This is a genomic window from Lelliottia sp. 489 (assembly GCF_050435885.1).
Lineage (GTDB): Bacteria > Pseudomonadota > Gammaproteobacteria > Enterobacterales > Enterobacteriaceae > Enterobacter > Enterobacter nimipressuralis.
Genome location: NZ_JBNDLC010000003.1, coordinates 340,171 through 361,867, shown reverse-complemented (window position 1 = coordinate 361,867; position 21,697 = coordinate 340,171). Strand labels below are relative to the sequence as shown.

General features: G+C 55.9%; 22 protein-coding genes. 12 read left to right on the top strand and 10 right to left on the bottom strand.

All coding sequences use genetic code 11. The annotated features are described in order from the left end of the window. Positions 1-12 precede the first annotated feature (12 nt). The gene (locus ABIE11_RS12995; RefSeq protein ID WP_107702868.1) at positions 13-726 is read right to left on the bottom strand and encodes a DUF554 domain-containing protein; all 714 of its coding nucleotides are present in this window, start codon (positions 724-726) and stop codon (positions 13-15) included. A 190-nt stretch (positions 727-916) separates the two neighbouring features. Between ABIE11_RS12995 and ABIE11_RS12990 the strand changes: the two genes are divergently transcribed. After that, positions 917-3,052: an ornithine decarboxylase gene (locus tag ABIE11_RS12990; protein WP_429184632.1), complete on the top strand. Its 2,136-nt coding sequence runs from the start codon at positions 917-919 to the stop codon at positions 3,050-3,052. A 67-nt stretch (positions 3,053-3,119) separates the two neighbouring features. On the opposite strand, the gene ABIE11_RS12985 is transcribed toward ABIE11_RS12990, so the two are convergent. Together ABIE11_RS12985 and ABIE11_RS12980 are read right to left on the bottom strand one after the other, a co-directional pair. Then, positions 3,120-3,812: a response regulator gene (locus tag ABIE11_RS12985; protein ID WP_100778979.1), complete on the bottom strand. Its 693-nt coding sequence runs from the start codon at positions 3,810-3,812 to the stop codon at positions 3,120-3,122. Continuing rightward, entirely contained in the window at positions 3,802-5,439 is a 1,638-nt protein-coding gene (locus tag ABIE11_RS12980) for an ATP-binding protein (RefSeq protein ID WP_102104727.1), read from the bottom strand. Before ABIE11_RS12980 ends, ABIE11_RS12985 begins: the two co-directional genes overlap by 11 nt. 345 nt (positions 5,440-5,784) lie before the next feature. Here ABIE11_RS12980 and ABIE11_RS12975 point away from each other — a divergent pair, with 345 nt between their 5' ends. Genes ABIE11_RS12975 through citG form a run of 8 tightly spaced genes read left to right on the top strand, consistent with a single transcriptional unit; the run spans position 5,785 to position 13,111 of the window. Then, positions 5,785-7,146, top strand: coding sequence for a 2-hydroxycarboxylate transporter family protein (locus ABIE11_RS12975; RefSeq protein WP_100778981.1), 1,362 nt, complete (start codon positions 5,785-5,787; stop codon positions 7,144-7,146). A 17-nt stretch (positions 7,147-7,163) separates the two neighbouring features. Continuing rightward, positions 7,164-8,027 carry a fumarylacetoacetate hydrolase family protein gene (locus ABIE11_RS12970; protein WP_231276019.1) on the top strand — a complete coding sequence of 288 codons (864 nt, stop codon included), beginning with the start codon at positions 7,164-7,166 and terminating at the stop codon, positions 8,025-8,027. Positions 8,028-8,040: 13 nt separating this feature from the next. Further along, positions 8,041-9,075 carry a [citrate (pro-3S)-lyase] ligase gene (gene citC / locus ABIE11_RS12965; protein WP_102104725.1) on the top strand — a complete coding sequence of 345 codons (1,035 nt, stop codon included), beginning with the start codon at positions 8,041-8,043 and terminating at the stop codon, positions 9,073-9,075. A 16-nt stretch (positions 9,076-9,091) separates the two neighbouring features. Then, positions 9,092-9,385: a citrate lyase acyl carrier protein gene (gene citD / locus ABIE11_RS12960; RefSeq protein WP_100778984.1), complete on the top strand. Its 294-nt coding sequence runs from the start codon at positions 9,092-9,094 to the stop codon at positions 9,383-9,385. Further along, positions 9,382-10,257, top strand: a complete 876-nt coding sequence (citE, locus tag ABIE11_RS12955) for a citrate (pro-3S)-lyase subunit beta (protein WP_429184631.1) — start codon at positions 9,382-9,384, stop codon at positions 10,255-10,257. The genes citD and citE overlap by 4 nt, the downstream gene beginning before the upstream one ends. A 10-nt stretch (positions 10,258-10,267) precedes the next feature. Further along, positions 10,268-11,794, top strand: a complete 1,527-nt coding sequence (gene citF / locus ABIE11_RS12950; protein ID WP_429184630.1) for a citrate lyase subunit alpha — start codon at positions 10,268-10,270, stop codon at positions 11,792-11,794. After that, positions 11,791-12,330, top strand: coding sequence for a citrate lyase holo-[acyl-carrier protein] synthase (gene citX, locus ABIE11_RS12945; protein ID WP_429184629.1), 540 nt, complete (start codon positions 11,791-11,793; stop codon positions 12,328-12,330). Before citF ends, citX begins: the two co-directional genes overlap by 4 nt. Further along, positions 12,308-13,111 carry a triphosphoribosyl-dephospho-CoA synthase CitG gene (gene citG, locus ABIE11_RS12940; protein ID WP_429184628.1) on the top strand — a complete coding sequence of 268 codons (804 nt, stop codon included), beginning with the start codon at positions 12,308-12,310 and terminating at the stop codon, positions 13,109-13,111. The genes citX and citG overlap by 23 nt, the downstream gene beginning before the upstream one ends. 36 nt (positions 13,112-13,147) lie before the next feature. Here the strand turns inward: citG and ABIE11_RS12935 are convergent, their stop codons facing one another. From ABIE11_RS12935 to mutY, 5 genes are all read right to left on the bottom strand, one after another. Then, positions 13,148-13,822 carry a class I SAM-dependent methyltransferase gene (locus tag ABIE11_RS12935; protein WP_102104719.1) on the bottom strand — a complete coding sequence of 225 codons (675 nt, stop codon included), beginning with the start codon at positions 13,820-13,822 and terminating at the stop codon, positions 13,148-13,150. A gap of 161 nt (positions 13,823-13,983) precedes the next feature. Continuing rightward, positions 13,984-15,240, bottom strand: coding sequence for a nucleoside permease (locus tag ABIE11_RS12930; RefSeq protein ID WP_100778989.1), 1,257 nt, complete (start codon positions 15,238-15,240; stop codon positions 13,984-13,986). Positions 15,241-15,468: 228 nt separating this feature from the next. Continuing rightward, positions 15,469-16,545 (bottom strand): membrane-bound lytic murein transglycosylase MltC, encoded by a 1,077-nt coding sequence (gene mltC, locus ABIE11_RS12925; RefSeq protein ID WP_100778990.1) that lies wholly within the window; start codon positions 16,543-16,545, stop codon positions 15,469-15,471. Between the two features lie 55 nt (positions 16,546-16,600). Beyond that, positions 16,601-16,873, bottom strand: a complete 273-nt coding sequence (locus ABIE11_RS12920; protein WP_100778991.1) for an oxidative damage protection protein — start codon at positions 16,871-16,873, stop codon at positions 16,601-16,603. A 26-nt stretch (positions 16,874-16,899) separates the two neighbouring features. Then, positions 16,900-17,952 carry an A/G-specific adenine glycosylase gene (gene mutY, locus ABIE11_RS12915; RefSeq protein ID WP_429184627.1) on the bottom strand — a complete coding sequence of 351 codons (1,053 nt, stop codon included), beginning with the start codon at positions 17,950-17,952 and terminating at the stop codon, positions 16,900-16,902. 144 nt (positions 17,953-18,096) lie between these two features. Here mutY and trmB point away from each other — a divergent pair, with 144 nt between their 5' ends. Genes trmB through ABIE11_RS12900 form a run of 3 tightly spaced genes read left to right on the top strand, consistent with a single transcriptional unit; the run spans position 18,097 to position 19,908 of the window. After that, on the top strand, positions 18,097-18,816 hold the full coding sequence (gene trmB / locus ABIE11_RS12910) for a tRNA (guanosine(46)-N7)-methyltransferase TrmB (RefSeq protein ID WP_100778993.1): 720 nt from the start codon (positions 18,097-18,099) through the stop codon (positions 18,814-18,816). Further along, positions 18,813-19,139, top strand: a complete 327-nt coding sequence (locus ABIE11_RS12905; protein WP_095283305.1) for a YggL family protein — start codon at positions 18,813-18,815, stop codon at positions 19,137-19,139. Before trmB ends, ABIE11_RS12905 begins: the two co-directional genes overlap by 4 nt. Before the next feature lie 49 nt (positions 19,140-19,188). Beyond that, complete coding sequence (locus ABIE11_RS12900; RefSeq protein ID WP_100778994.1) at positions 19,189-19,908, top strand: DUF2884 domain-containing protein; 720 nt, start codon at positions 19,189-19,191, stop codon at positions 19,906-19,908. A gap of 58 nt (positions 19,909-19,966) precedes the next feature. On the opposite strand, the gene hemW is transcribed toward ABIE11_RS12900, so the two are convergent. Together hemW and ABIE11_RS12890 are read right to left on the bottom strand one after the other, a co-directional pair. Further along, a complete protein-coding gene (gene hemW, locus ABIE11_RS12895) occupies positions 19,967-21,109 on the bottom strand; it encodes a radical SAM family heme chaperone HemW (protein ID WP_429184626.1) in 1,143 nt (380 codons plus the stop codon). After that, positions 21,102-21,695, bottom strand: a complete 594-nt coding sequence (locus tag ABIE11_RS12890) for an XTP/dITP diphosphatase (protein ID WP_194512132.1) — start codon at positions 21,693-21,695, stop codon at positions 21,102-21,104. The genes hemW and ABIE11_RS12890 overlap by 8 nt, the downstream gene beginning before the upstream one ends. Positions 21,696-21,697 lie beyond the last annotated feature (2 nt).

Sequence of the window (21,697 nt, the reverse complement as noted above, 5' to 3'; positions counted from 1 at the left end):
TTTGCTGGCAACTTAGGCAAAAAAGTGGGTCCACAGCGCGGAGAGCGGCATGGCGAGCACCAGCGCGGGGAGCATATTCACCACCGCAAACATCTTAATGCCGCAGATGCGAAGCCCCGTAGCCAGCAGCAGCAGGCCACCCACGGCGGTGAAGTCGGCCATCATCGCTGGTGTCGTTAACGGGAGAATCAGCGCGGCACAGGTGGCGAGCGCCAGTTGAATCATCAGCATCGGCACACAGATCGCGGCGACGGCAATCCCGAGCGTGGTAGCGAAAATGGTGGCGGTAAAGAAGTCGAGAAAAGCCTTGGCGATCAGAATGCTGGGGTCGCCAGTCATCCCTTCCTGCATCGAGCCAAAAATCCCCGTGCCGCTGGCGCAGAACAGAATAATGATCGCCACATAGTTCTGAATAAACGTCTCATGGGAACCGCTAGCCACTTTCCCCGGGCGGGAGATGAGATTTTTGGCTTTACTCACGGCACCATTAATCCCTTTCTCCAGATAGCAAAACTCACCAATCAGCGCGCCGAGCAGCGTCGCCAGCACCATCACAGGTAAATTGGCGCATTTGATAACCAGCAAAATACCGATTCCGAGGGATGCCAGTCCAAAGATGGAGGGCATCGAAGTGCGAATACGCTCAGGTAATCTCTGGCTTAATACCGCGCCCAGCACGCCACCCAGCAGTACGGCTCCGGCATTGATAAAGGGTCCAATAACCAAAATACACTCCCGCTATTTAATCATTGATCTTGCATTATTATTACATGATGGAGGCCATAAGCTGCCTGCTTTCCCACTGAGATGTGCATAAAGTTTGTTTCTTGCACCTCAAAATGAAAGGTGACATTATTGCGCGAATTTTCCCCTCCTGTCTGGATTTCTTCTCCCCTTGAAACGGGTATTTACGCCTATGAAATCACTAAAAATTGCCGTCAGCCATGAGCTGGTGTCCGCGCTGTCCACTCACCGGGAAAAGGTGACCCTGGATAACACCGATTTTACGGACGTGGCGGCAGTCGTCATGACGTTGGCCGAAAGCCGCAGCGGTATTCTTGCGTTACTGAAACGTACGGGATTCGAGATTCCGGTATTCATCTTCTCGCAAGAGCCAGATGTCGCGACAGACGGTGTTACCGGTGTGATTAGCGGTAAAGCGCAGGAGTTTCTGGAACTGGAAGCAGCAGCCTGTGGCTATGAAGAGAACTTACTGCCACCCTTTTTTGACACCCTGAGTCAGTATGTGGCGATGAACAACAGCACCTTCGCCTGCCCGGGTCATCAGCATGGTGCCTTTTTCAGGAAGCACCCGGCAGGACGTCAGTTCTTCGACTTTTTTGGTGAGAACGTTTTTCGTGCGGATATGTGCAATGCAGACGTCAAACTCGGGGATCTGCTCATCCATGAAGGTTCTGCCAAAGATGCGCAAAAGTTCGCGGCAAAAGTCTTTAACGCGGATAAAACCTACTTTGTGCTTAACGGAACGTCTGCCGCCAATAAAGTGGTCACCAATGCGCTGCTGACGCGCGGCGATTTGGTGCTTTTCGACCGCAACAACCACAAATCTAACCACCATGGGGCGCTGATTCAGGCGGGAGCCACGCCGGTGTATCTGGAAGCCGCGCGTAATCCGTTTGGCTTTATCGGCGGCATCGACGAGCACTGTTTTGACGATGCTTACCTGCGTGAAATGATCCGCGACGTGGCGCCCGATAAGGCCCAGGATGCGCGTCCATTCCGACTGGCGGTGATCCAGCTCGGCACCTACGATGGCACGATCTACAACGCCCGTCAGGTGATCGACAAGATCGGCCACCTGTGCGACTACATCCTGTTTGACTCCGCCTGGGTCGGTTACGAGCAGTTTATCCCGATGATGGCCGACAGTTCGCCGCTGTTACTGGAACTGAACGAGAACGATCCTGGAATATTTGTGACCCAATCGGTGCACAAGCAGCAGGCCGGGTTCTCGCAAACGTCGCAGATCCATAAAAAGGATAATCATATCCGTGGCCAGGCGCGATTCTGCCCGCACAAGCGCCTGAACAATGCGTTTATGCTGCACGCCTCTACCAGCCCGTTTTATCCGCTGTTTGCCGCGCTGGATATCAACGCCAAAATCCATGAAGGGGAGAGCGGACGCAGGCTGTGGGCGGAGTGCGTTGAGCTTGGAATCGACGCGCGCAAGGCGATTATTGCCAACTGCAAGATGATCAAACCCTTTATTCCACCGGTGGTGGCGGGGCGTCCGTGGCAGGATCATCCGACGCACGCCATTGCCAGCGAGCGTCGATTCTTCAGCTTTGAACCGGGCGCGAAATGGCACGGTTTTGAAGGCTATGCTGACGAGCAGTATTTTGTCGATCCTTGCAAACTGCTGCTGACCACGCCGGGCATCGACGCACAAACCGGTGATTACACGGATTTCGGCATCCCAGCCACGATCCTTGCTCACTACCTGCGTGAAAACGGCATCGTGCCGGAGAAGTGCGATCTGAACTCGATTCTGTTCCTGCTGACCCCCGCTGAAAGTGCGGAGAAGATGGCGCAGCTGGTGGCGATGCTGGGGCAGTTTGAGCAGCATATCGAAGACGACACGCCGCTTGCCGAAGTCTTGCCGACCATCTTCAACAAGTATCCGGTCCGCTATCGTGACTATTCGATTCGCGACCTCTGTCAGGAGATGCACGATCTTTACGTCAGCTTCAACGTTAAAGATCTGCAAAAAGCGATGTTCCGCAAAGCGAGCCTGCCTGCGGTGGTGATGAATCCGCAGGATGCCAACCAGGCCTACATTCGTGGCAACGTGGAGCTGGTGCGCATCAGCGAAGCCGAAGGGCGCATTGCGGCCGAAGGCGCGCTGCCCTATCCGCCGGGTGTGCTATGCGTGGTTCCGGGGGAAGTGTGGGGCGGAGCGGTGCAGCGCTATTTCCTGGCGCTGGAAGAGGGCGTGAATCTGCTGCCGGGCTTCTCGCCAGAACTCCAGGGCGTGTACAGCGAGAAGGATGCCGACGGGATCAAGCGCTTGTACGGGTATGTGTTGAAGTAGATTCTTCCTCTTACTGCGCAGGGGCAAGATATCAGGCCGGGTAGGTGCAAGCGCCGCCCGGCTTCTTTCACTCCGCACTCCGCCGGTACATCCGCCGCGGATGGCCAATCTTCCCGTAGAGCATCTCCACGCTCAAAAAACCCGCTTCCACACAGTGTTCCAGATAGCGCCGTGTGGTGGTTTTGCTTAATCCCGTCTCGTTAACGACTTCGTCGACGGAAAAACAGTGTGTCGCTTTGTCGTTGAATAGCGTCTGTACCCGCGCCAGAGTGTTCTCTTCGATTCCTTTGCTGCCGTTATCCTGGCGGTAGTTTTTGGCCTGCAGCTGATACAGCGAATCGACGTTTTGCTGATCGACAATCTTCCACACCCGCTGCTGCTCTGCAAACTGCACGAAGCGTTCCAGGGACTGGCTCAGCCGCTTCCACGACACCGGTTTCAGAATATAGTCGAATGCGCCGTTGCGGATCGCGAGGCTACAGGTGTCCATATCGCTGGCCGCGGTAATGAAAATCACCGAGCAGTTGGCGTGCACCAGGAGAGGGTTGCTGATCAAGGTGATGCCTTTGCCGTCTGGCAAATAGTTATCCAGTAAAATCAGCTGTGGTTGCAGGCTGGAAAGCAGGGACTGCGCCTCGGCAAGGGATGACGCGATACCCACCAGTCTGAGGCGCGGATGTTTGCTAATCAGCTCTGCGTGAAGTTGTGCCAGCTCGTTCTCATCTTCAACGATCAGTACGTCGATATGTTCATGTTGCATAGTCAGTCTCTTCCAGTTCCTGAACAGGGCGCGGGGGAGTGCCCGTGGCGGGAATAAACAGCGAGAAAATAGCGCCCCGGGGCGTGTTATCGGCAACCTCAATGGAGCCGCCAGCCTGGGTGACATAACTGTCGATCAGGTACAGGCCGATACCGTGATCGCCACGCGTTTTGGTGGTAATACCGCGCTCAAAGATCCGCTCGCGGATCTCAGGCCGGATGCCAACCCCGCGATCCGCCACTTCAATAATCAGCTCCCGATCGTTGAGTTTAATCAGCACTTCCACCGGATCGTGGGGGAGCGGGGCGCGCTGGGTCGCTTCGATGGCGTTGTCGAGCAGATTACCAATGATAGAAATCAGCTCGGCTTCCAGCAGCGGAGCGAAAGGCTTGTCCATCCGGCAGGCGGGATCGAAGTTTAGCTCGACGCCTTTCTCACGTGCCCGCGCCGCTTTCCCCAGCAACAGGCCGCACAGGGTCGGCGAGCTGAAGCGAGAGGAGATAAAGTCCAGCAGCTCCTGGGCATGTTCTGATTGCGCCTGAATGTAGCCAATCGCCTCTTCGTAGCGCCCCATATGCAGCAGCCCGGAGAGCGTCGTCATGCGGTTCAACTGCTCGTGGCGCATGATCCGCAGGTTATCGACGTAGCGTTTTACCTGGCTCAACTGGGCGCTAAGGGAGTCGATCTCGTTGCGATCGCGGAAGGTGATCACCCAGCCCTGAAGGGAATCCTCCAGCATAATCCGCACGCGACTGGCGATCACCGTCAGATCGTTAAAGCGGCAGATCTCATCGTGAGTATCTTTCGCCAGCATGGTCTGGGGGGTAAAAAACGCCACCGGGGCGATCACCTGGCTAATCAGCTGCCCGCGCAGTTCCCGCGCCGGTTGCGGCAAACCGAGAAGCGTGCGTGCCGCCTGGTTGATCACTTCGATCCGATAGTTATCGTCGATGGCGATCACCCCTTCGTAGATCGACTCCATCATTGCCTTTTGCTGGCGCACAAGCAGGCCGATCTCGCGCGGCTCAAGAGAGAAAATCTGTTTCTTAATACTGCGGGTGAAAAACCACGAGAAGACGAACAGGGCGATCAGCAGCAGCACCGCGGCAATCAGGATGTTCACCACTTTGCTCACGGTAATGGTGTCGAGGTAACTGGTGAGATACCCCACGGAGACAATCCCTACCACCTGCCCGGCATCGTTGAAAATTGGCGCTTTACTGCGCAGGGAAATCCCTAAACCCCCTTTGCGGATGGTGGTGGTGCTTTTCCCGTGGAGCACGGCGTCGTTATCCCCGCCGACCAGCGTTTTACCGATGCGGTCTTCAAACACCGAATGAAACAGATGCAGCCCTTTATTATCACCAATGACAATAAAACTGGCATCGCTGTGGGAGGCTATTTGGTGCATAAAATCATGGATGGCTTTGATATCCTTTTCTTCCACCTCTTTACGCAGATTAGGAATAAGCGCAATCTCCTCCGCCTGTATTTTGGCGCGCGTGCTCATTTCCTGATATAGCTGTCTACCGACGTCGACATAATAATATCCGCCCAGTAATGCAAACAGCACTGAGAAAAAGACGACCAGCGAAATAAATAGCTTTATCTGAAACGACACTTTCATGACTATCACGCAGGGTATCAATGGGTTTTGCCAATATATCATCTTTTCCCGGCCTGATGCGGGCTTTGCCCGAAACTTGTGATCCCTTGCACAGCGCGACCAGCAAAAGAAAATGTCAAAATCAGGCTTATCCTAAGGTTAATTTAATCAATGTTATTTGTTTGTACATTCCGGAAAAGAAACCATAAAAACCACGGCAATAAATAAGGTGTTAATCACATTAAATAAAAGAAACCATTAAAACCATAGAGGCCATAAAAACTTCGGTTTTAATATGCCTTTCCTCACATAAAGTAAGCCTTTGTGACTCTAAGCTGAACGTACAAATAACCAAGAGGCTTAATTATGAGCACTACTGACGATTCTTTCTCTGTTACCCACGACCCGATTGAAATTCAGCGGCCGTCGCTTAAAGAGCGCTGGTGGCACATTATGGATACCTGGAAAGTCGGGATCATTCCCCTGCCGCTGTTTGTGTTAGCCGGTGCGTTGATCGCCGTGGATTGTCTGGGCGGTAAACTGCCGAGCGATATCGTGGTGATGGTCGCCACGCTGGCGTTCTTCGGTTTTGCCTGCGGTGAGTTCGGCAAGCGTCTGCCGATTGTCGGCAAACTCGGGGCGGCGGCAATTTGCGCCACCTTTATTCCGTCAGCGATGGTGTACTACGGTCTGCTGCCGGATGTGGTGGTCGAATCCACGACCAAGTTCTACAAATCCACCAACATTCTTTATCTCTACATCTGCTGCATCATTGTCGGCAGCATCATGAGCATGAACCGCACGGTGCTGATTCAGGGCTTCCTGCGCATTTTCTTCCCGATGCTGTGCGGTGAAATCGTCGGCATGATCGTCGGGATGGGTGTCGGCATGGCGCTCGGGCTTGAGCCGTTCCAGATCTTCTTCTTTATCATTCTGCCGATCATGGCGGGCGGCGTCGGTGAAGGGGCGATCCCGCTCTCCATCGGTTACGCCACGCTGCTGCACATGGATCAGGGCGTCGCCCTTGGCCGTGTGCTGCCGATGGTCATGCTTGGCGGCTTAACCGCCATCATCATCTCCGGCTGCCTGAACCAGCTCGGAAAACGCTATCCGCACCTCACGGGTGAAGGCCAGTTGATGCCAAACCGCGCCAATGCAGACGCCAGTGTGTCGCAGCCGGCCTTCTCCGGCAAAGCGGATGTGACCACCATTGCCTCCGGTGCGCTGCTGGCGGTGCTGCTCTATATGCTGGGCATGCTCGGTCACAAGCTGATTGGCCTGCCTGCTCCGGTTGGCATGCTGTTTGTGGCGGTGCTGGTTAAGCTCTGCAACGGTGCCTCTCCACGCCTGCTGGAAGGTTCGCAGGTGGTGTACAAATTCTTCCAGACCTCTGTGACCTACCCGATTCTGTTTGCCGTTGGCGTGGCGATTACCCCATGGCAAGAGCTGGTGAACGCTTTCACTGTGAGCAATCTGCTGGTGATTGTCAGCACCGTCTCGGCGCTGGTGGCCACCGGGTTCTTCGTCGGTAAAAAGATTGGTATGCACCCTATTGATGTCGCCATCGTCTCCTGCTGTCAGAGCGGGCAGGGCGGTACGGGTGACGTAGCGATTCTGACCGCAGGCAACCGTATGAGCCTGATGCCGTTCGCCCAAATTGCTACCCGAATTGGCGGCGCGATTAACGTCTCTATCTCGCTGCTGGTTCTGGGCAACTTCCTCGTCTAAGTCTTCAGGAAAGAACAATGAAACTCGCAAGTTTTCTGTATCAGGGTAAACGCAGCTACGGCATCGTGCAGGCCGAAGGTGTGGTGGATTTAGGTCGCCGTCTGGGCGATCGCTACAGCGACCTCAAGGCGCTGTTGCAGGGCAACGGCCTGGCGGATGCCACGCGCTATCTCAACGATGTTGCAGATATCCCAATGAGCGCTATCACCTTTTTACCGGTGATTGAGCAGCCGGAAAAAATCCTCTGCGTGGGGATGAATTACGCCGACAAGCGGAAAGAGTTTGACCAGCACAACCCCGCGCCGACGCTGTTCGTCCGCTTTGCCGATTCCCAGACCGGGCATAACTCACCGGTATTAAAACCGCGCCACTCGTGCGAATTCGACTACGAAGGTGAGCTTGCGGTGATCATCGGCAAAGGCGGCGAGAACATTCGTCGCGAAGAGGCCCTTAGTCACGTCGGCGGTTACAGCTGCTACATGGACGGTTCCGCCCGCGACTGGCAGCACACCTGGTTCACCGCCGGGAAAAACTGGCGGCAGACCGGAGCGTTTGGCCCGTGGATGGCGACAGCCGATGAGATCCCGGACCCGCACCAGCTGGCAATCCGCACCTGGCTCAATGGCCGCATGGTGCAGGAAGACAACACCAGCAGCATGATCCACAAAGTCGCGGAGCTGATCGAATATATCAGTACCTTTACCCGTCTCAGCCCGGGCGACGTGATCATCACCGGCTCGCCGGGTGGCGTCGGCAAAAAACGTACTCCACCGCTGTTTATGCAGGAGGGCGATCGCATTGAAGTTGAGATCGAAAACATCGGTCATCTGAGCAATGTGATTATGGAAGCACCCGCGCAAACCCTGGCGGCAGCGCACTGATCAAGGCGGCAGCATGCACTCGCAACTCCCTATCGACTTTCGTCAGACGATCGTCGCGCAACACCCGGAACGCTTAAGTCAGATCCGTTATTTGCTGGCGGACAGCGGCCTGGGGCTGGACAACGACATTACGCTGTTTATAGAGGCCTGGTCCGGTTCACAGCTGGTGGGATGTGCGGGGCTGGCTGCCAACGTCATCAAGTGCGTGGCGGTGGATGAAAAGCTGAGGGGCGCGAATCTCAGCGCCCGCCTGCTGGCGGAAGTAGAAAATGCCGCGCTGGCGCGTGGTCACTTTCATCTCTTTCTCTGCACCCGCCCGTGCAATAAAGAGCGCTTCGCGCGCAGCGGTTTCTGGCCGATTGCCCAGAGCGGCAATAACGCCGTGCTGCTGGAGAACACCCCACAGGGGATCGAGCGCTACTGCCGCTCGCTGCAGCGCAGCCGCAGATGCGGGGAGACGATTGGCGCGATTGTGATGAATGCCAATCCCTTCACCCTCGGCCATCGTCATCTGGTGGAGCAGGCGGCGAAGCAGTGTGACTGGCTGCACCTCTTCGTGGTGCGCGAGGACGCATCGTTCTTCCCGTTCTGCGCCCGTCTGGAGATGGTGCGCGCCGGTGTGGCACATCTGCCGAATGTCTCGGTGCATGAGGGGTCGCAGTACATCATCTCCCGCGCCACGTTTCCGGCCTATTTCCTTAAAGAGAGCGGCAAAGTGCAGCAGGCGTGGAGTGAAATCGACGTGCTGATCTTCCGCGACTTTATCGCCCCTGCGCTTGGGATCACCCATCGCTTTATCGGCTCGGAGCCGTTTTGCGACATCACCCGCCAGTACAACCAGACGCTGCATCAGCTGCTGGCCCCGGCGATCGAGGTAGTGGAGATGCCGCGCATCAAGGTAACAGGCAACGCCATTTCGGCGTCAGAAGTGCGCCGCTTGCTCAAAACACAGCAGTTTTCTCGTATTCGGGAGATTGTCCCGGAATCCACTTTCGCGCATCTCAAAGCGCACTACGTGAAAGATCACGCGCGCGCGGAAGTCGCATAACTATCAGGAATTTATCATGAATATTGTAAGGGAGGCGCTGGCCGGAACGCAGGAGTCCAGCGACCTGATGGTGAAAATCGCCCCCGCCGACGGCGAGCTGGAGATTGTCATCCACAGTGAAGTGATTAAGCAGTTTGGCGAGCAAATTCGCCAGGTGGTCGACGAAACGCTGCGCGCCATGGATGTGCGCCAGGGGTTAATTATCGTTGAGGATAAAGGTGCGCTGGACTGTGTGATCCGCGCCCGCCTGCAGAGTGCGGTGATCCGCGCTTCAGACTCGCAGCAGATCGACTGGAGCAAAATGTCATGAACAAACTCCGTCGCAGTATGCTGTTTTTACCCGGCGCCAACGCAGCCATGCTCTCAACCGCGTTTATCTACCGTCCGGACTCTATCATGTTTGACCTCGAAGACGCCGTGGCCCTGCGCGAAAAAGACACTGCGCGGCTGCTGGTCTTCCATGCGCTGCAGCACCCGATGTATCAGGATATCGAAACCGTGGTGCGTATTAATCCGCTGAGCACGCCGTTTGGTCTGCTGGATCTGGAAGCGGCGGTTCGTGCGGGCGTGGACGTGATCCGCCTGCCGAAAACTGACATCCCGGAAGATATCTTTGAACTGGAAGGCCATCTGGAACGCATTGAGCGCGAGTGCGGCCGCGAAGTCGGTTCGACCCGCGTGATGGCGGCGATTGAATCGGCGATTGGCGTGATTAACGCCGTGGCCATAGCCCGCAGCTCACCGCGCCTGATCGGGATTGCGCTGGCGGCGTTTGACTATGTGATGGATATGCAAACCGAACGCGGCGACGGCACCGAGCTGTTCTATGCCCGCTGCGCCGTGCTGCACGCCGCACGCGCCGCCGGGATCGACGCCTTCGATGTGGTGTGGTCGGACGTAAACGACGAAGCCGGGTTCCTGCGCGAGGTCAATCTGATCCGCAAGATGGGCTTTAACGGCAAATCCCTGATTAACCCGCGTCAGATCGACCTGCTGCATAACGCCTACGCGCCGACGCAGCAGGAAGTGGATCACGCAAAATTAGTGATTGAAGCGGCAGAAGAGGGCGAACGCAACGGCCTGGGCGTGGTGTCGCTCAACGGCAAAATGGTGGATGCGCCGATTATTAACCATGCGCAAATGGTGCTGGAACGCGCGGCTGCCTCCGGCGTGCGTCGCTAAGGATGACACAATGAATCAGACAGAACTGCTCCACCTGAACTTCCCTCATCTGCGGGAACTTAAACCTTTTGATACCGCCCACAGTGCCACGCCGTGGCTGGCGGATGTCGACGCCAAACACCGCCGCAAACTGTGCGAAACCCTGGAAGAGGCGGTGAAGCGCAGCGGTTTGCAGGACGGGATGACCATTTCGTTCCACCATGCGTTTCGCGAAGGCGACCGGGTCATCAACAACGTGGTCGCGCTGCTCGCGCACATGGGCTTTAAAAACCTGACCCTGGCGTCCAGCTCCCTGATGACCTGCAACGATGCGCTGATCGAACATATCAAAAACGGTGTAATTACCCGTATTTACACCTCCGGGATGCGCGGCAAACTGGCGGATGCCATCTCTCACGGGTTGATGGACGAACCGGTACAAATTCACTCCCACGGCGGACGCGTGAAGCTCCTGCAGGACGGCGAGCTGAATATCGACGTCGCGTTTCTCGGTGTGCCGTGCAGCGACGAGTTTGGCAATGCCAATGGTACTCACGGCAAATCCAGCTGCGGTTCGCTGGGCTATGCGATGGTCGACGCCCATTTTGCCCGCAAGGTGGTGCTGCTCACAGAAGAGCTGGTGCCGTTCCCGAACATGCCCGCAAGCCTGGTGCAGGATCGTGTGGATTATGTGGTGCAGGTCGAGAGTGTCGGCGATCCGGCGAAGATCAGCGTCGGCGCGGCGCGCGTGACCAGCAATCCGCGCGAGCTGATGATTGCCCGCTATGCGGCGGATGTAATCGAGCACTCCGGCTATTTCAAAAACGGCTTCTCGATGCAGACCGGATCCGGCGCGGCGGCCACCGCCTGCACCCGCTTTATGGGCGAAAAGATGGCGCGAAGCCACGTGAAAGCGCGCTTCGCGCTGGGGGGGATAACCGGAAGCCTGGTCGATCTGCATGAAAAAGGGCTGATCGAAAAACTGCTCGATACCCAGTGCTTTGACGGACAGGCCGCGGCTTCACTGGCTCGCAATCCGAATCACGTGGAGATCTCCACTAACGTTTACGCCAATCCGGGCAGCAAGGCGGCGAGCTGCGATCAGCTTGATGTGGTGATCTTAAGCGCGCTGGAGATCGACGTGGATTTCAACGTCAACGTCATTACAGGCTCCGATGGAGTGATGCGCGGGGCATCGGGTGGGCATTGTGATGTGGCCGCCGCCGCGAACCTGACCATTGTCGTCGCACCGCTGTTGCGCAGCCGTATTCCGACGGTGGTGAAACGGGTGACCACGCGCTTAACGCCGGGGGAGAGTATCGACGTGCTGGTGACCGATCACGGTATCGCCGTCAATCCTGCGCGTGCGGAAATTCGCGAACGGCTGGAAGCGGCGGGGCTGAAAATTGTCGATATCGAGGCCCTTTACGCGCGGGCGATTTCGCTGACCGGCGAACCCAAACCCATCGAATTTACCGACAAAATCGTCGGAGTGATCCGCTACCGTGACGGCAGCGTGATCGACACCGTCCGACAGGTTAAGGAGTCATCATCATGACCATCGCGACACCCGTTCATTCGGGTGTCAGCCTTACGCAGATGCTGGCGGCGAAAGAGAATCGCGCCGCGCGTCAGGCTGACTGGCTTACACATTATCAACAACCGGTGATTTCGCTGACGCTGGTAACGCCCGGTGATATCAAAGACTCTCTGCGCTATCGCAATACCATGGGCGTGGCGCTGCAGATGTGCGATCAACTGCTGTGGGAGCACCGCTGGCAGGTGCTGGACCGCCAGGTGCTGTGGCTGCCCACGGGACCAGAAGCCATGTGGTGCGTGGCGCATCAGGCGCCAGAAATTAAAGCTCACTGTGCCGAGCTGGAACAGACGCATCCTCTCGGGCGACTGTGGGATCTGGATGTGATCTGCCCAGACGCCGGGCATGTCGGACGGCGCTCGCTCGGTGAGAACATGCGCCGCTGTCTGATCTGCGATGAACCGGCGCACGCCTGTTCCCGTTCGCGTCAGCATCCGGTGGAGCAGGTGGTGGCCCGCGTGGAGAAGATGATCGATGACTGGTTTGCTCGCGACTAAGCCGCGCCTCACAGATGTGCCGCAGCTCGCCGAAGAGGCTCTGTGGATGGAACTGGAGCTCACGCCAAAACCGGGGCTGGTGGATAAGCGCAATAACGGCTCCCATCGCGATATGGATCACGCACTTTTTACCCGCAGTATCGCCGCCATAGCACCGTGGTTCTCGCGCTTTGCGGAACTGGGCGCGGAACATGCCGGAAAACCCGCGGCGCAACAGTTGAGCCTGATTCGCCCGATGGGAATCGCCTGTGAGCAGGCGATGTATGGGGCGACGGGCGGAGTTAACACCCACAAAGGCGGGATTTTCGCGCTCGGGCTGCTCTGTTTTGCAGCCGGGCGCGTTAACCCTGTCACTTCAGACAGTCTCTGCTGTGAGATAAGTAACATTTGCCAGGGACTGGTAGAACGTGAACTGGCCGGGCGCAGCGGGAGTGCAACCGCCGGTGAGCGCCAGTACCAGGAGCTGGGCTTAACGGGTGCGCGCGGCGAGGCTCAAAGCGGATTCGCGACGGTCAGGAAGGTTCTGCCTCAGTGGAATCGTCATCAACTCCACGATCTGCTGCTGCGGTTAATGGCGGTGAATCAGGACAGTAATCTAGTGTCGCGCGGCGGCCTGGACGGGCTGCGCTACGTCCAGAGGTACGCGAAAGATGTGCTGGCGAACGGCTGGGATCGAAAGATTCTGAATGAAATGGATAACGCGCTGATCGCCCGCCATCTAAGCCCTGGAGGCAGCGCAGATTTACTGTCGGTGGGGATTGTACTGGATGGGTGCGGATGAAAAGGCTCATCTCCCGACGGGAGATGAGTCAAGGGATTAGCGCTTCTGGAGCAGATAGCTGTTTTCAAATCCAGGCAGGCTGCCAATCACGTCGAAGCCGTTGAAGTAACCACCCGCACGCAGTAAGTCGACCGCCGGGCCGACCTGTGGCGAGTACTGGTGATCGCGATAATCGTCAAAGACAATAAAGCCGCCAGGCACTACGGTTGGGGAGTAGAGCAGGAAGTCGATCAGGACGTGACGCCCTTCGTGGCCGCCGTCGATGTGCAAAAGTACAGTCTGAGGATTGAGTGCCAAAACGCGTTCGATGCTCAGCTCCGAATATCCGCGTATCAGGTTTACTTCCGGGAAAAGACGCTCGTGATAGAAGCGCAGCTCACTTTCCTGACAGGTTAATTCCATCGGGTCAATGCCGATCATGCGGCGTTTATGCTGACAAATTTCATTCATAAACGACGTGGATTTGCCCTTCCAGACGCCAATCTCAATGATATCGCCCGCAACATTATTATGCTCAAGCAGCCAGCAAAGATAACCGAGGCATTTCACGTGGTCGTGAAATGAAAGCTCCCGACGCGCCATGGCCAGCTCTTCCGGCAGCTCGGCTTGTGCCCGCGCCAGCGTTTCGCCAACACTATCCCAGGTCGTATCGATAATTTTTTTTATCTCAGGATCCTGGAAGAAAACTTTCAAGTCAGCGATATCTAGCATCTTTTAACCTTATTTGTGCATCAGGAATGACGGAATGTCGATAGCAACAAATTTGCCACAATAGGTTAAGAATGAGGCGCTAAATAGGTCCCTTTTTTATAGGTATTTATCAGGATAGAAAGGGGTATCCCTCTCCCGAAAAAGGGAGAGGGAAGGGAGGATTAATGCGCGATTGGCTGTGCGCCATTCGGAACGCGGACGTGTTTGTATTTGAACAGGGCGATGAAGGCGAAGAACAGCACCAGAGAGTAACCGGCGAAGATCAGCCATACCGGCTGCCAGTCGGTAATCCCGTTGGTGGTGTACATCTCAACGACTTTACCGCTCACAATGCCGCCGAGAATACAGCCGAAACCGTTGGTCATCATCAGGAACATACCCTGAGCACTGGCGCGGATTTCAGGCTTAACTTCTTTTTCGACAAACACCGAACCGGAGATGTTGAAGAAGTCGAAGGCGCAGCCGTAAACAATCATCGACAGAACCAGCAGCACGGTGCCGAACGGCGTTGGGTCGCCGTAGGCGAACAGACCGAAGCGCAGCATCCACGCAAAGATACTGATAAGCATCACGTTTTTGATACCGTAACGGCTCAGGAAGAACGGGATGGTCAGGATGAACAGGGTTTCAGAGATCTGTGAAATCGACATCATTACCGACGCGTGCTCAACGATAAAGCTACCGGAGAACAGCGGGTTGTTGTCGAAGCTGTGCAGGAAGGTGTTCCCGAACATGTTAGTGATTTGCAGCTCTGCGCCCAGCAGCATGGAGAAGATAAAGAAGATCGCCATGCGTTTGTTTTTAAACAGCGCGAACGCATCCAGGCCGAGCATGGAACTCCAGCTCTGTTTTTGCTGCTGGTTAGAAACAGGAATGTGCGGGAGCGTCAGGGTGAACAGGGCCAGCAGTACAGAGAGGCCAGCACCGATGTAAAGCTGCATATGGCTCAGTTCAAAGCCTGCGAAGCTCACGCCCCACATCGCCATGATAAAGCCGATGGTGCCCCAGATACGGATTGGCGGGAAGTCGGTCACGATATCCAGGCCCGCAGACTTAATGCGGTAGTAGGAGATGGTGTTGATCAGGCCAAGCGTTGGCATATAGGCCAGCGAGTTCAGCAGGATCACCATAAACATCGCCCCTGGCGTGGTCACTCCGGCAGCCATAAATAGCGTACCCGCCCCCACCAGATGACAGAGCGCGTAAAGCCATTTCGCGCTTATCCATTTATCCGCCACGATCCCCAGAAGCGTTGGCATAAAGACCGCTGCAATACCCAGCGAGCTGTATACGGCACCGATAGACGCACCGTCGAACTTGAGCGTCACAAACATGTAGGAGCCGAGCGTGGTTAGCCAGCTACCCCACAGACAGAACTGCAGAAACGACAATATTTTAAGCTGCAGCTTAAGGTTCATGTTACTTTCCTCACAATTGAGCGGGAGATATGTTGTTATGGGAACATTCAGGGTTGTTATTTGATGCAATTCTATCAGCAGGCGAGGTTATGTTTTGTTACCTCCCGCAAAAAAATGCAATCCTCATTAATTTGCAGTTTAGATTGTGATGCAAATAACATTTTCGTATGGATGGGGCGGCAGTGTGGGGATTATTGCCCTCTCCCGACGGGAGAGGGCAGGGGAAAACTAGCGGCGACGATAATTCTTCTGCGCCGTATTCACCTTATACAGATAACGACGGGATTCCGCGGACGGGTGGCGAGTGGTCAGGGTTGAGTAAACGTCCCCTGGCGACATGCTGTTGATGATGTTCGCAGCCTGAATTTTATCATTCGAGAACACGCGCAGTACGCTGCCTGCGCCGCCGTTATACGCGGTGATCACCGCATAGCGACGCGACGTCGGGTTATCAATCCCGCCCAGATAGACATTGCTCAGCATCGCCAGATAGGCGGTGCCGGTATCAATATTGCTGGCCGGATCAAACAGGAAGCTGCGGCTAGGCATGCCGGATCTGCCCTGCGAACGGAACACATCTTTCCCGGCGCTGTGCTGGACAACCTGCATCAGTCCTAACGCATCGGACCGGCTCACCGCGTACGGGTTAAAGGAGGATTCGGTCTGCATAATCGCCAGAATCAGCGACTCATCCACGCCATATTTGCGCGACGCCTGACGCACCATGCCCACATACTTATGCGCACGCTTGTCGAGGTGGTTCGGCACCAGATTGATGGTCACGCTGTAGATAATTTTCAGGCCGTTGCTGCGGCTTTTCAGACGCGTTTTCAGCAGGTAATCGGCGAAAGAGGTGGCGCGGCCTTCCCAGCGAATCGACTGCCCGGTCTGGTCAACGACCTGCCCGTACAGGAACGGCTCTTTGGAGATGGTGATATCGTCGGCATCGGAATAGAGATCGATAGTGCCAGGATCGTCACCCATCAGCAGGGTTTTGACGATGGCCTGACGTAAGTGCGCCGCAGGTTCGGTTCCCGCGATGGTTTCGATCGTGATCGTACCGTCATCAAAGTTGATGTGGCTACGGGTCTGGTAGGCGTCGGTATATTTAACGTAGTCCTTCGGTCCCGCGATAAGAACTTCGTTAAATCCCCAAATATTCTCGATATTGTGGGCAAACTGCCCCATCAGAATGTCAAAACCGTTCGTGTCCTTAACCCAGGCTTCGTTATAACTATCGCCTTTTTTACTGGAACAAGAGACAAGCAACGGCGCAACAAGGGCTAGCGCTAGTAATTTTTTCATCATTCCGGGATTGCGTGTTGTGTTTGCTAAACTGCGGGGTTACCCCCGCACGCTGTTATTTTTCCGGCGGCGTGTAGCCTTCAATGTGCACATCTTTGCCTTCAAACAGGAAGTTCACCATCTCCTGTTCCAGCAGCTTGCGGTGTTCCGGGTTCATCATGGTGAGTTTTTTCTCGTTGATGAGCATGGTCTGTTTCTGCTGCCACTGCGCCCACGCCTCTTTGGAGATCTCGTTATAGATGCGCTTACCCAGTTCACCCGGATAGAGCTGGAAATCCTGCCCTTCGGCGTCGCGCTGCAGATAGGTACAAAAAATTGTTCTGGCCATTCTGATTCCTCGTTGTCTTGTCGAAGCTAAACGACTGCTCCGGCACGTAATTGCTGTAACAGGCGCTCCACGGGAGCTGCCAGCCCGACGGATGGCGGTTGCGCTAAGTTATACCAGAGAGCCACGCCTTCATCCATGCAAGAGGCGAAGGAGGACACGGGAAGCCACATTGGCACAATATCCAGATGGAAATGGCTGAACGTGTGGCGAAACGCCGTCAGCTGCTGGAGTTTATCGGCGCTTATCTGTCGCTGCGCCAGCCACTCACGCAGCCCCTCTTCGCTGTCAAACTGCGGGAAGCAGTACAACCCACCCCATAAACCGCTCGGCGGACGCTGCGAAAGAAACACTTCGTCGTCGTGCTGCATCAGCAGTAAAAAGCCGGTGCGTTCTGGCAGGGTCTGCTTCGGTTTTTTGCCGGGATATTGCGCCCATGAATGATTGGCATAGGCCACGCAAAGATTATTGACCGGGCACAGCTCGCATTTCGGTTTGGAACGCGTGCAGATGATCGCCCCTAAATCCATCATCGCCTGGTTAAAACGCTCGACGCCTTTCGCGGGCGTCACCGCTTCACTGATCTCCCATAAGCGCTTCTCGACCTCTTTCTTACCCGGCCAGCCCCCGACCGCATAGCAGCGAGCCAGCACGCGTTTGACGTTGCCATCGAGAATCGGGAAATGTTTGCCTAAGGAGAGAGAAAGCACCGCGCCCGCCGTGGAACGGCCGACGCCGGGCAGGGCGGCCACTTCGTCGAAGGTTTCCGGGAATTTACCGTTATGCAGAGTCGCGACCTGCTGCGCTGCCTTATGCAGATTGCGCGCACGGGCGTAATAGCCAAGGCCGGTCCACAGGTGCAGCACTTCATCGAGCGGCGCGTTGGCGAGATCGGTTACCGTCGGAAACCGCGCCATAAAACGCTCAAAGTAGGGAATCACGGTCGCGACCTGCGTTTGTTGCAACATCACCTCGGAGAGCCATACTTTGTAGGGCGTTTTTTCAATTTGCCAGGGCAGGGTTTTACGCCCGTATTTGTCGTACCAGTCCAGCACCTGGGCTGAAAATTGAGAGGCTTGCATGGTCATCGATTCGCTTAATCAGGGACGCAGATTGCAGCACAGCGCCATGCGACTGTAAACCGGATCTTTCCCATGCTTGCATACAGGGCTTAACTTTGGATAATGCCCGTTTCCCGAACATTCTCACAAGCAGACTACTCTTTTATGAAAAACGACGTCATTTCACCGGAATTTGATGAAAACGGTCGCCCACTGCGCCGTATTCGTAGCTTTGTCCGCCGTCAGGGGCGCCTGACAAAAGGGCAGCAACATGCGCTGGATAACTACTGGCCGGTGATGGGCGTTGAGTTCAGCGAACAGCCAGTCGACTTCGCCGCCCTGTTTGGCCGCGATGCGCCGATCACGCTGGAGATCGGTTTTGGCATGGGCTCATCGCTTGTGACCATGGCGAAAGCGCGTCCGGAGCAAAACTTCCTCGGCATTGAAGTGCACTCACCGGGCGTGGGCGCATGCCTCGCAACCGCGCACGAAGAGGGGGTAGAGAACCTGCGTGTCATGTGCCACGATGCGGTCGAAGTGCTGCACAAAATGATTCCTGACAATTCTTTGAACATGGTTCAGCTCTTTTTCCCTGACCCATGGCACAAAGCACGTCATAATAAGCGCCGTATCGTTCAGGCAGAATTTGCTGAGCTTGTGAAAAGTAAGCTAAAACTGGGCGGTGTCTTCCATATGGCCACCGACTGGGAACCTTACGCGGAACACATGCTGGAAGTGATGTCGTCGCTCGACGGGTATAAAAACCAGTCTGAGAGCAACGACTACGTACCGCGACCGGATTCACGTCCGGTAACGAAATTTGAACAGCGTGGCCATCGTCTTGGTCACGGTGTATGGGACTTAATGTTCGAGAGGGTTAAATAATGGCAAACCGTAGCCGTCGTCTGCGTAAAAAAATGCACATCGAGGAATTCCAGGAAGTTGGTTTTTCCGTCGCATGGCGTTTCCCGGAAGGTACTAGCGTAGAAACCATCGATAAGGAAGTTGACGCCTTTATCGATGAAGTGATCGAGCCAAACAAACTGGCGTTTGATGGCAGCGGCTATCTCTCCTGGGAAGGGCTGATCTGCAAGCAAGAGATCGGTAAGTGCACCGAAGAGCAGCAGGCACTTGTGCGCAAATGGCTGGAAGACCGCAAATTCGAAGAGGTCCGCGTTAGCGAACTTTTCGACATTTGGTGGGACTAACTAGCAAAGGGCCGGCAAATGCCGGCCCGTTTTGTCTTGAGGGATAATTATGATGCGCAAAACGCTGCTGGCTGTGGCATTGATGACCACCGCGTTAACTGCCCATGCGGACTACAAATGTGAAGTCACACCGCGCGACGATGTGATTCTCAGCCCGCAAACCGTTCAGGTTAAAGGTGAGAACGGCAATCTGGTGATCACGCCGGATGGCAACGTGATGTACAACGGCAAGCAATACACCCTGAGCGCGGCCCAACGCGAGCAGGCGAAAGATTATCAGGCGGATCTGCGCTCAGCGCTGCCCTGGATCGACGAAGGCGCCCTGACGCGCGTTGAGAAAGGCCGTGTGGCGCTGGATAAGATCATCGCCAAAGAGGTGGGTGAGAGCAGCAATATGCGCACCCGTCTGACCAAGCTGGACGCCCAGCTGAAAGAGCAGATGAACCGTATCATCGAGCACCGCACGGATGGTCTGACGTTCCACTATAAAGCCATCGATCAGGTGCGCGCAGACGGACAGAACCTGGTGAATCAGGCGATGGGCGGCATTCTGCAGGACAGCATCAATGAGATGGGGGCGAAAGCCGTGCTGAAAGGCGGCGGTAATCCACTGCAGGGCGTATTAGGCAGCCTGGGCGGATTGCAGACCTCGATTCAGAACGAATGGAAGAATCAGGAAGCGGATTTCCAGAAATTCGGCAAAGACGTGTGTCAACGCGTGGTAACACTGGAAGACAGCCGCAAGGCGCTGGTGAGTACGCTGAAGTAATTATTCGTATCCACTCCCTCCCCGGGAGTGGATCTCTTCACGCTTTTGATTTTGCGCGTCAGGACTCTTCGGCGAGGAACAGCTCGAGCAGGGAGTTTAAGAACAGTTTCCCGTGTTCAGTAATCTGCCAGTACGCGTCGCATTCCGTCATATACCCTTTCTCCAGCGCGGCATCAATCTGTGGTCGAATCACGCTTTCCGGCAAGCCGGTATAAAGCGTAAACTCCGCGCGTGGGGCCGCTTCCAGCAGACGGAAACGGTTCATGAAGAACTCAAAGGGTTTATCGTCTACCGCCACGTCGTGCTGACGCTCCAGATAGCGCCCCTCCATATACCCGCGTGGATGACGGGTTTTCGCGGTACGCAAAATACGCCCGTCAGGGAAAGTCACTTTGCCGTGTGCGCCGCAGCCGATACCTAAATAATCGCCAAAGCGCCAGTAGTTGAGGTTGTGCTGACACTGGTAGCCGGGCTTCGCGTAGGCGGACGTTTCGTACTGCTGATAACCCGCAGCCGTCAGCAGCTGATGGCCTTGTTCGAAAATATCCCACAGGGCGTCGTCGTCGGGCAGGACCGGCGGGCGCGAACCAAACAGGGTATTTGGCTCAATGGTCAGCTGATACCAGGAGAGATGCGGCGGGTTCAGCTCGATAGCCTGGCGCAAATCGTCCAGCGCCTCTTCCAGAGACTGATCGGGCAAGCCGTGCATCAAATCGAGGTTAAAGCTGCGAAGCCCCAGACCGGTTGCCAGGTGCGCCGCGCGTTTCGCCTCTTCCGGACCGTGAATACGACCCAGACGCTTGAGCTTTGGTTCGCTAAAGCTCTGTACGCCAATCGAGATACGGTTCACTCCGGCGCGCTGATACTCGACAAAACGATCGGCTTCCACGGTGCCCGGGTTGGCTTCCATGGTGATTTCCGCATCGGCTGCCAGATTCAGGCGCGCACGCACGCCGTCCAGCAGCGTCTGCATCGCCGGGCCAGAAAGCAGGCTCGGTGTACCGCCACCAATAAAAATGGTCTTAACTTCACGTCCCTGTGCGTAAGGTACGTCGGCATCCAGATCGGTCAACAGATGCTGAACGTAGTCGTCATGCGGCACTTCGCCTTTCAGCGCGTGCGAATTGAAATCGCAGTACGGGCATTTCTGCACGCACCACGGGATGTGAATATAAAGACTCAGAGGTGGCAAATTAGCCATTACGTAATGCTTCCAGTAACAGTTTCAACGCGCGCCCACGATGGGAAATCGCGCTTTTTTCTTCGCGGGTCAGTTCCGCTGCGGTTTTGCCCTCAGTGGGAACAAAGAAAATCGGATCGTAGCCAAACCCGCCATTTCCTGATGATTCGCGGGCAATCACGCCAGGCCAGCTGCCGTGGCAGACAATCGGCGTGGGATCTTCTGCATGGCGCATATAGACCAGCACGCAGTGGAACTGCGCCTGGCGCTGCTCGTCCGGCACCGCTTTCAGCGTCTCCAGCAGCTTTTCCAGATTCTGCTGGTCGGTGGCGTCTACGCCAGAATAGCGCGCAGAGTAAATGCCCGGCGCGCCGCCCAGCGCATCGACCGCCAGCCCGGAATCATCCGCGATAGCCGGAAGGCCAGTGACCTGTGCCGCATGGCGCGCTTTCAGAATCGCGTTTTCGATAAACGTCAGGCCGGTCTCTTCCGCGGACTCGACGCCCAGCTCGGTCTGCGCGACCACATCCAGACCAAAATCATTTAATAGCGAGGCCAGCTCGCGCACTTTACCGGCGTTACCGGTCGCGAGAACAACTTTCTGCATAC